This window comes from Methanobacterium formicicum (assembly GCF_029848115.1).
GTDB classification, from domain to species: domain Archaea; phylum Methanobacteriota; class Methanobacteria; order Methanobacteriales; family Methanobacteriaceae; genus Methanobacterium; species Methanobacterium formicicum.
In genome coordinates this window covers 10,001-19,456 of record NZ_JARVXG010000020.1, presented here as the reverse complement: position 1 = coordinate 19,456, position 9,456 = coordinate 10,001, and the positions used below count along the sequence as shown (strand labels likewise).

Genomic DNA, 9,456 nt, shown 5'->3' with positions numbered 1-9,456 from the left:
CTACTTTTTTTAAAATACTAATTTAACCGGTAATAATAGTAATTTCCATCCTGTATCAGAGGGTAATTTGCCAGTATTTCTGCCCATTGTGGAGAGGGAGGGCCAATGAACATGACAACCACGTGGTAACCCGAGAGACCCTGGGTATAGCTTCCAATTTCATCCAGTGATCTGATTTTATACACTCTTTTCATGGAATAGGAGAGTTGCTGGGGCGGATTGATGGGGATTTCAAAATTTGGAGAAAAAACAAGGTCAGAATACTGGGTATTTTTCTGGATTGAAGTTCCCAAAACCTCGTAATCCGGATTACCAGAGGGGAATAATTCGGGATAGTGGGGGTGCTCGTTAGCCAGATAAAAACTGGCAGAAGCAGTGACCACCAGGAAAATCACCAGGAGGGTCAAGTCAGGTTTCAGGAGTTTATTCACCTTCATTTTTTCTAACAATCTCCCTTTAAAGGTTAGAGGAATCTTTAAGTGATTTTCAATTATGTGAGTTTTAACCAGAAGGTACCAGGAAATTGGTGCCAGTACAAAGGGTATGGTGGTTAAAGGCACAGATAATTTGAGTACAGAGAAATCATGGAGTAGAGTATGATTTTTAAACAGTATTAACTGTAAAATACAGGGTAAAAATAGCATCACCATGAGGGCAGCTATTTTTTTAATTCTAAAATCTGTATTCTGGGCAATGAATCTCTCCCTTAAAACATATAACAAAAGCACAGTCATGGTAATTAAGGAAAAACACAGAGCATAAAATCCTATTTCCCCATATCCGGATGTAACATACTGATAAAATGAAATTAACCCATTGGTAACTGTAACCGAACCATCAGATGAGATTCCAACTCTAAATAACACCTTGCTGAGCACGGTGCCCGTCAAACCCCATGAATAAACTTGGATGACGAAGAATGCAAGAACGATGAAGGGAACTATCCAGAACTTAAGGTTATCCTTCAGGGAATGGGTAAGGTTTTCCCGGCTGAAACAGAGTTTACCCTCTAGAATACGCTTAATATAGACAGTTAAAATAATAAAAACAAATAACCAATCGGTTAAAAACCCATATAAAAGGATAAAATTCTGGGTTACTCCTAAAAATCGGGAATATCTCCCTTTATAGCTATCTTGGATTACTTCCAGTAGAATGTACGCAACAAATGGTAAAATAACGGCTTGATCAGCAAAGAATACATTTTGATGCCAGTATAACGGTCCAGGGAGTAACAATTCCAGAAATAGGGGTACCGTGGCAAAAAGGAAAGAATTCACTGGATCAATTTTTATCTGTCTTAGGAAGATGAAGATAAGAATTGACAGGAAAAAAGCGATTAAAAAGTGGTTTAGAAGATTATAATCCATTAATAATGCGGCATTTGGTTCGGTGGAGGTTAATTCACCGATGACATACAGGGGTATAATGCATCCCGGCAGATAGTTGACGTAGGGTTGTCTGCTGAGGATGTCCGGAAATTCTATAGATGATGGGTTTTCCAGCAGGGTAAATCCTAAGTTAAGGGGGCCGTCACGGTACCAGTTCTTGGCGAACTTGAGGGTGCTTCCGCTCAGCCACTGGTGGTGGCCCGAGGAAAGTTCACCATGCCAGGGTTCCCTGATATCCACGGTGTACTGGAAGACCAGGAGGTTAATGCTGAATAGAAGGAAAACAGAAATTATCACCAGGATCTGTTCTTTCTTCCAATCTTTAACTGTCATATAATATCAGAACTTTACGGGTTAAGGATGGTAATTTCCATCTACAGCATTAATTTATATGGGATTTATTATTTTTACAGTTCGTGCCCTACCACCGTACTTTAAAAAAATAAATGAATTGAATTTTAAAGATCATGGTTTAGTTGTTTAACTTCAAAGTTTCAAAATGATATTAAATATCCCGAACACATATACATAAAACACGAAAATGAGATAGGAAATAATCACTATCTAAGAAAATAATCACTATCTGAATATAAGGGAGACTGCAATTATTGGAATTTGTAATTGTAGTTTAATGAACTTCATTAGTAAGGAGAGACATTATTTATAAGTTTAAGGTGAAAAAAATGTTAGATCCGTCTTCTTTCATTAAAGAATCAATAGAGGAAATTAAAAAAACTATCAAAGATGAAAAGGCAATAATCGCCCTTTCCGGTGGTGTGGATAGTTCAGTAGCATCTGTTCTTGTTTCAAAGGCCATTGGAGAGAATTTAACCGCCGTTTTTGTAGATCATGGATTGCTAAGGGAAGGTGAAGCAGATTATGTTCAAAATACTTTCCATGACCGGTTAAACCTCAAATATATCGATGCTAGTTCAGAATTTTTAGGTAAACTCCAGGGAGTGGAGGATCCTGAAGAAAAGAGGAAGATCATTGGGGAAGTTTTCATCCGGGTCTTTGAAAGGGAAGCAGAAAAGGTGGGTGCCAAGTTCCTGGTACAGGGAACCATAGCCCCCGACTGGATCGAGAGTCAGGGAAATATCAAGTCCCATCATAATGTTGCCCTGCCCCATGGAATGGTACTGGAACTTGTGGAACCGATAAGAGAACTCTACAAAGATGAAGTGAGGATTGTGGGGGCAGAGATAGGTTTACCTACCGAAATGGTTAACCGACAACCTTACCCGGGTCCAGGACTGGCCGTGCGTGTCGCCGGGGAATTAACTGAGGACAAAATCAGGATATGCCGCCAGGCCAATGCCATAGTAGAAGAAGAAGTACAGAAAGAGGACCTGGATAAAACCCTGTGGCAGTATTTTGCAGTTTTAACCAACACTAAAGTTACCGGGGTTAAGGGAGATATCCGGGATTACGGATACTTGGTAGTTTTGCGAATGGTTGAATCTCTGGATGCCATGACTGCCGATGTTCCGGAGCTTCCCTGGAATATGGTGAAAACAATCTCACGGAGGATTACAGCCGAAATCCCAGAAGTAACCCACGTATCCCTTTCAGTGAGCGATAAACCTCCAAGCACCATTGAATTAGCTTAGTTATCCATATAAAACCCTATTTTGAATCAATAAATACCCTTTTAATTTTTCAGGGCTCCTTTTTTTTATTATTTTTATCCATACCAGGACCAACACCTCGAGGATAAGTTTATAAGTTAAGTTATCCAAACACTTGATCGGAAGTATGCTTCCGTATTCCTTAGGTGATGTTATGGAAACCAAAAAAATTTTAGTGTTAGGAGACTCAGATGCGGGTAAAAGGACCGCCCTGAAACATATCTGCAATAATCTGGTAGAAACTGAAGCTGCAAGCTATGGAAAAACCACTTTAAACCATAAAAAGCTCCAAATATTCAGTCCATCCAGTGCAGAGAGATTCCGTTTCATGAAAGACATCTTATCTAAAAATATGGACGGAGCTATTATAATTATTGATAATACCCAGGGAGTTACCTCCAGCTGTGAAGAAATGATTGATTTTGTGGAAGAAAAGGGTGTTCCCTACCTTATATTTGCCAACAAACAAGATTTAAACAACAGTCCTCTGTACACCAATTATCCGGACATCTGTATACTCCCCACCGAGGCAATATCGGGGAAAGGAGTTGTAGAGGGTTTAAACATGTTGTTACAGCTGGTGGAAAGTGAACCCGTTAAGATCCCTACCATTAGCTACTGAAAATAAGGAATTACTTTAATTTTTCCTTTGTTTAATCCCCCACGTACGATAAGTAGAACAAAATCAATTAAAACATTATAGTATTGGAAATAGCCGTTAGAGACCTACCTATTTTCGTGTAATTATCATCAGGTTAAGGTGACTTAAATTGGAAAATGAATCCGCAATAAATGGGAAAAAAATTGTTATTTTGAGTAATTACAATTCTAACAAAGCACATTCTGAAAATTTGATGGAATATTTCAAGGATGTAACTTTTCAGGATAGTGACATTGATTTATCCCTTTTTAATTATAGAAGACTCCTGATTGATGGTGGAAAAAATTATCTGTTCAACCCACCAGACTATCCAGAATTCATGACCCTAAAACAAGTTTTATCTAGAGACGTGGACGGAGTTATCCTTTTCATAGAAACCAGCATTGGTATTTTTGAAACAGATCTGGAAATAATTGACTTAATTGCAGGGGAAGACATACCTCACGTTTTATTCGCCAACCGGGACGATTTTAACAAATTTGAAATGGACACCCACGTGGAAGGTGTTTTGATTATTCCCACCATTGCCCAGGATGGAATCGGGATAAATGACGGCCTTAAAATGTTGTTGAAATTAATTGACAATCATGAAAAGGAATACGATCCAAGCGAAAACAACCAAACACCAGAAAACAACCAAACACCAGAAACCCCACCCACACCGGAAACAGAATTTTGCAAATTAAGATTCTTTTTTCATCCTGTTGAACTGGACAACGTTAAAAAGTCCCTGGCAAAATTCGGATTCTCTAACCTGACTCTCATCGATATCAAATATCAAAATTACCAGGAAGAAAAGACTGAAACTTACAGGGGCAGCAGTTATGAGCTCCAGTTACCTCCTAAAATAGAGATGATGATGATCACGAAAAAAGAGGAAATTGAATATGTGATTAAGGCCATTGAATCCGTGAAAACAGAGGACATAAGTGAAAAATTATTCATATCCCCAGTAGAGGATATCATAAGGATCAGGACAACTGAAAAAGGAGAAAATGCAATTGACTAAATATATAGTGGTTAACAGACATTAATAACCGGTTTTTATTAATATAACCTATAATCTGAAATACCTTCAATAAAACAATGACATTTAATTAATTTATTCCTGATTCTAATTCATTCCAGCTTATTTTTTTATCAACCCATTTTCAGACCATATTCTTTTCATTCAAGGGTTTAAATCCAAATTTCGGGATGAAACTATTCTTGTTGTGATCTTTGAATTTTTTACCCGGCCATGTTTTTGAATGAATAATTATAATATTCAGTGTCCATAAAATTATTATAGATTTTTATTAATTCATCCCTGGAATGACCACCATGAATGATGAAGAAAAATCTGAAGAACAATTGGTTACTGAAATAAAAAAACATAGAAAACTTTATTCTGAATTAGAAGGCCATATGGCTGATTTTAATTTGATGAAACCTGAAAATAAGCCCGTTCAGGATGCATTGAAATTTTTATCCCCCCTGTTGATGGAACTGCTGAACCTGACCACCGTGGATGATATTTATGATTTTGTCCAGGAAAAACTTCAGGAACTGGTAAAAGATGCATACATTATTATTTCTACTTACGATGAACCATCAGAAAGTTTAAAAATAAGGGATATGATCGGAATCACCCCTAGAATGTTAGAACTGGCTAAAACATTAATCGGAGTGGAAACAAAGGATTTTAACCTCCCCCAAGATACTCTGGATGAAAAATCCAAAAATCTCATGTCCAGCGGTAAATTAAAGCAGTTAAATGAGGGTCTTTACTACATCAGTGGAGGGAGACTATCCCGTGAAAAATATGGGCTGATTGAAGAGGCCTTTGGTGTCGATGAAACCTATGTGATGGGATTTTCATTTAAAGGGCAGCTTTTTGGGAGTGTGATTATTGTTACCAAAAAAGGGGGTAAACCCCTGAATATCAGCACGGTGGAAACCATACTGAACATATTTTCCGCGGTTTTACAGAATAAAATTGCCGAGAAAGAAGTTAAAAAAAGGGAAAAACTGTTAAGTCTGGTCACCGACAATATGTTGAACGTAGTAGGTCAAATTGACGCCGAAGGAACTTTCCAGTATATCAGCCCCTCCATAAAAACTGTTCTGGGTTATGAACCCCGGGAAATCCTGGGTGAAAGTGTATTTAAACTCATCAACTTAACCCATCCCCAGGATCAAATCAAGGTCAGTTCCACCTTCATGGAATCCACGGTTTCTTATCTACCGGGAGGAGTGCAGCACCGGTTCAAACATGCCAATGGACATTATTTGTGGCTTGAATCCTTAGGAAACCCTTTATTTGATGAAAAAGGCCAGTATCAAGGGGTGGTGTTCAGCATGACCAATATAGACTCGGTGAAGGTGGCTGAAGAGAATTTGAGAACATCACTGCAAGAGAAAGAACTTCTTCTGCGTGAACTGCATCACCGGGTTAAAAATAACATGCAGATCATATCCAGCCTTCTCAGCCTGCAGAGTCAACATATTAAAGATGATAGGGACCTTAAGATTTTTGAAAGCAGTCAAAACCGGGTTAAAACCATGGCCCTCATTCACGAAGAGATTTACAGTTCCCAGAATTTTACGCACATTAATCTGCACGATTACCTCCGCAACATTACCAAGGAACTATTAACCTTCCACATAGGAGATCCCTGCAGGGTTAAACTTAAGTTTAAGGTGGAGGATGTTAAAATGGAATTGGAAACTGCCATCCCATTGGGGCTTCTGGTTAACGAAATTGTGGCCAATTCAGTTGTCCATGCCTTCCCTAACAACCGGAAAGGAGAGATAAAAGTCGTACTACGACGGGAAGGTGATGAGTTCACCCTAAGAATAAGTGACAATGGTGTGGGAATCCCGGATAATGTTGAATTTGAAAAGGCAGAAACTCTGGGCTTTCAACTTATAAAAAACTTGGCCAAACAATTAGATGGTCAGTTGGAGTTACAAAAGGATAATGGAACCATTTTCACCCTTAAGTTCAAGGAATTGGATTATAAAAAAAGGTTTTAAATTAAACTGCCCATTTATAGATAGTACTTTGAATTTTACATTTTTTAAATCAGGCTATTAACCTTAACCACAGGAAGGTGTTACACTGAATAATCAAATGGATTCTCATCAGGAAAAATACTGGGACGGTGTTGCCGAGGAGAAAGAATTTCCCACCCCCTTTCAATTGAAGGAGTTTAAAAGGCACACCCCTCGTGAAAGGAGTATATTGGATGTGGGCTGTGGTTACGGTAGAACTTTAGATAAACTCCATGAAAATGGTTTTAATAATCTAACTGGAGTGGATTTCTCGGGAAAAATGATAAAAAGAGGTTTAAAGTTGCACCCCTACCTGAACCTCCTTAAGAATAAGGGGGATGACCTGCCCTTTTCCGATAAATCTTTTGATGCGGCACTCCTCATTGGAGTCTTGACCAGTAACATCCACAACCGGAAACAGGAAAACATAATTTCAGAGATTACCCGAGTTTTAAAGGATAAAGGTATACTGTACATCAGTGATTTTCTCTTGAACCATGACGAGAGAAACCTGCAGCGTTATAGGAAATATGAAAATAAATATGGAATCTATGGAGTTTTTGAACTTCAGGAAGGGGCAGTTTTAAGACACCATACATTGGAACACATTTTGAAACTAACTGAAAATTATAACAATCTATACCTGGAAAAAACCGTTTTTAACACCATGAATGGCCATAAATCCAATGGGTTTTATTATATTGGTCAAAAAAATCCCTGAACACACCACATTATGGTGCGAATCCCAATAGTTTCCAGGCATTTTCTGCGGCGACCCTCACTTCCGGTTGTTCATTATTTATGAAACTTCCCACCCGTTCCCTGACTTGGGGGGTGGCAATCCTGATCTGACCTAAAGTTCGCAGGGTTTCCCATATAATGGGAGGAGGATAGTCCCTTTCCAATATTTCCAGCAGGGGATCAACTGCTTTCTCACTTTTTTTAAAGCCACTGAAGGCCCGGATGATCTTCCACAAAGTTACCCCGTCACTACCTCTGCAGTCACGTGTTTCCCTTTCCAAATGGGTGAGTAATGGATTTAAAGCTCTCCTGTCGCCTGTTTTGGCGGCGATTGCACCTACTACATCCAGGGCCTGTTGAACTTTAAATTCATCACTACTTTCCAGAAAATCTATTAAATAGGGGGTTGCTGGTTTTCCTATCTGGACCATGGTTCTCCCCGCCATATCCCTCACCAATGGAAAACTTTTTTTCTTAAAATAATGGTCAGGGAGCATGGTTTCCTGATTTTTACCAATTTCACCGAGAAGTTCTATTAGATACGCTACAGAAGGTTCGCCTATTTTAGATAAAGCCTCTGAAATTGCTATTCTGGAATAAAGAGATTTTTCAGTAGTCAAGGCCGAACAAAGAGGTAGAATTCCCCTTTCATCCCCCAGATCCCCCAGTATAACCGCAGCAATAGTTCTCTTCTGGGGATCAGTTCCCTGTAACATTTCAACTAACCCCTCTGTGGGAAGATCAACATAGGAAGAGATGTCTTCTGGAGATATCTGACCTCTCTTCCTTCTATTCTTTCTCTTTTTTTCTTCAAAATTCATGTAACCATACCTACCTCAAATTCCAGATATCCTGAAGAGGATATGTTATTCGTTAGGTTAATAATTTTTAACCTAATTAAGTCTGGAATTTTAACTAATTTAGTTGGGAAATTACAGGGAAGTCCTACTAGTTTATTAGGATTCAACTCATCTCTAAAACAATTAGCAAGGTTAGCGTGTTAATTTACCTTCATAACTGGTTAAACTATGAATAAGGTCCGTATAAGGGGTTTGGTAAAAATATAAATGGAATAAATAATATAGAAAATAAAAGAACTCCCTAGTAGTAGATGAGAATAAACTCCCTGTATTGATTATAACATCAGGGATTTAGACTCACTCAATTTTTTCATGATTAGTTCTCATTTGCTGGCTAAAATCTTTTTAAAATAAAGGAGATACTTAAACCCATGATGGGTAAGAAAGCTTACCTTAAAAAATTGACCTCAAAATTTCAAATACCCTCCGTGGAGGTGGGTAAAGAATTAGAGGGTAGTACACCCCCTTCTGTATTCATTGGCAGCTGGAATTATCCTAAAGTGTATGCCGGACCTATGATATCCCCAGTATTAGGAGATACCGCCATTATGGACACTCCTGAAGCCTGGATTCCCGGTTCAAAAAGTCAGGAAGATATCATCTCCTATCGTATGAGCCTGGTTCGGGGTAAGAAGCTGATTGGGATCACTGATCTGGACAACCAGATGGTGGAAAAGCTCCAAGAGATCTCTCTGGCCTCGGGTTCCATTGATAGTGAAGCAGAGTTCTGGAAAAAACCAAGAGGAGTTTCTTTCAGCGAATACCAAGCCCCTCATGGGCCCAGTGCCATTTTAGAAAAATTTGATATTGATAATGTGCGTTGGGACCGGGAACTGGAAAAAGTGTACTACGATACTGATCTACGGGCTCGAGATGCCATTATGGACTTACACAGTAAAGATGTGCCCTTCTCTCACATGCAGAAGGCCTTTTCTGTGGGTACCATGGGTGTAGATAAGCGCCGCCGCCTGGTTCCCACCCGCTGGTCCATCACTGCCTGTGATAGTACCATTGCTGACCAGCTGCTTAAAGAAGTGAAACACTTTGACCCACTGGATGTTCACCGGGTTTATGAGTTCCAGAGCCTTCAAAACTATTATGCTGTACTCCTATTACCTTCACCCTGGCAGTACGAATGG

At 39.0% G+C, this 9,456-nt stretch carries 8 protein-coding genes (1 of these 8 running past the window's edge); 6 read left to right on the top strand and 2 right to left on the bottom strand.

Annotated features, from left to right (window positions below; genetic code table 11):
• Window positions 1–17 precede the first annotated feature (17 nt).
• Window positions 18–1,724, bottom strand: coding sequence for a hypothetical protein (locus QC759_RS00970; RefSeq protein WP_048071814.1), 1,707 nt, complete (start codon window positions 1,722–1,724; stop codon window positions 18–20).
• Between the two features lie 350 nt (window positions 1,725–2,074).
• Here QC759_RS00970 and guaA point away from each other — a divergent pair, with 350 nt between their 5' ends.
• From guaA to QC759_RS00945, 5 genes are all read left to right on the top strand, one after another.
• Window positions 2,075–3,001 (top strand): glutamine-hydrolyzing GMP synthase, encoded by a 927-nt coding sequence (gene guaA, locus QC759_RS00965; RefSeq protein ID WP_048071815.1) that lies wholly within the window; start codon window positions 2,075–2,077, stop codon window positions 2,999–3,001.
• A 172-nt stretch (window positions 3,002–3,173) separates the two neighbouring features.
• Window positions 3,174–3,641 (top strand): GTP-binding protein, encoded by a 468-nt coding sequence (locus QC759_RS00960; RefSeq protein ID WP_048071816.1) that lies wholly within the window; start codon window positions 3,174–3,176, stop codon window positions 3,639–3,641.
• Window positions 3,642–3,789: 148 nt separating this feature from the next.
• On the top strand, window positions 3,790–4,689 hold the full coding sequence (locus tag QC759_RS00955) for a P-II family nitrogen regulator (RefSeq protein WP_052659934.1): 900 nt from the start codon (window positions 3,790–3,792) through the stop codon (window positions 4,687–4,689).
• 314 nt (window positions 4,690–5,003) lie between these two features.
• A complete protein-coding gene (locus QC759_RS00950) occupies window positions 5,004–6,698 on the top strand; it encodes a PAS domain-containing sensor histidine kinase (protein WP_052659935.1) in 1,695 nt (564 codons plus the stop codon).
• A 97-nt stretch (window positions 6,699–6,795) separates the two neighbouring features.
• The gene (locus tag QC759_RS00945; RefSeq protein ID WP_048071817.1) at window positions 6,796–7,437 is read left to right on the top strand and encodes a class I SAM-dependent methyltransferase; all 642 of its coding nucleotides are present in this window, start codon (window positions 6,796–6,798) and stop codon (window positions 7,435–7,437) included.
• 10 nt (window positions 7,438–7,447) lie between these two features.
• Here QC759_RS00945 and QC759_RS00940 read toward each other — a convergent pair whose 3' ends face one another.
• Window positions 7,448–8,278, bottom strand: coding sequence for a HEAT repeat domain-containing protein (locus QC759_RS00940; protein ID WP_048071818.1), 831 nt, complete (start codon window positions 8,276–8,278; stop codon window positions 7,448–7,450).
• 410 nt (window positions 8,279–8,688) lie between these two features.
• Here QC759_RS00940 and QC759_RS00935 point away from each other — a divergent pair, with 410 nt between their 5' ends.
• Window positions 8,689–9,456 carry the 5' portion of an Nre family DNA repair protein gene (locus tag QC759_RS00935; protein ID WP_048071819.1) on the top strand. It continues 396 nt past the right edge of the window, so the window shows 768 of its 1,164 coding nt (coding positions 1–768); the start codon lies at window positions 8,689–8,691; the stop codon falls past the right edge of the window.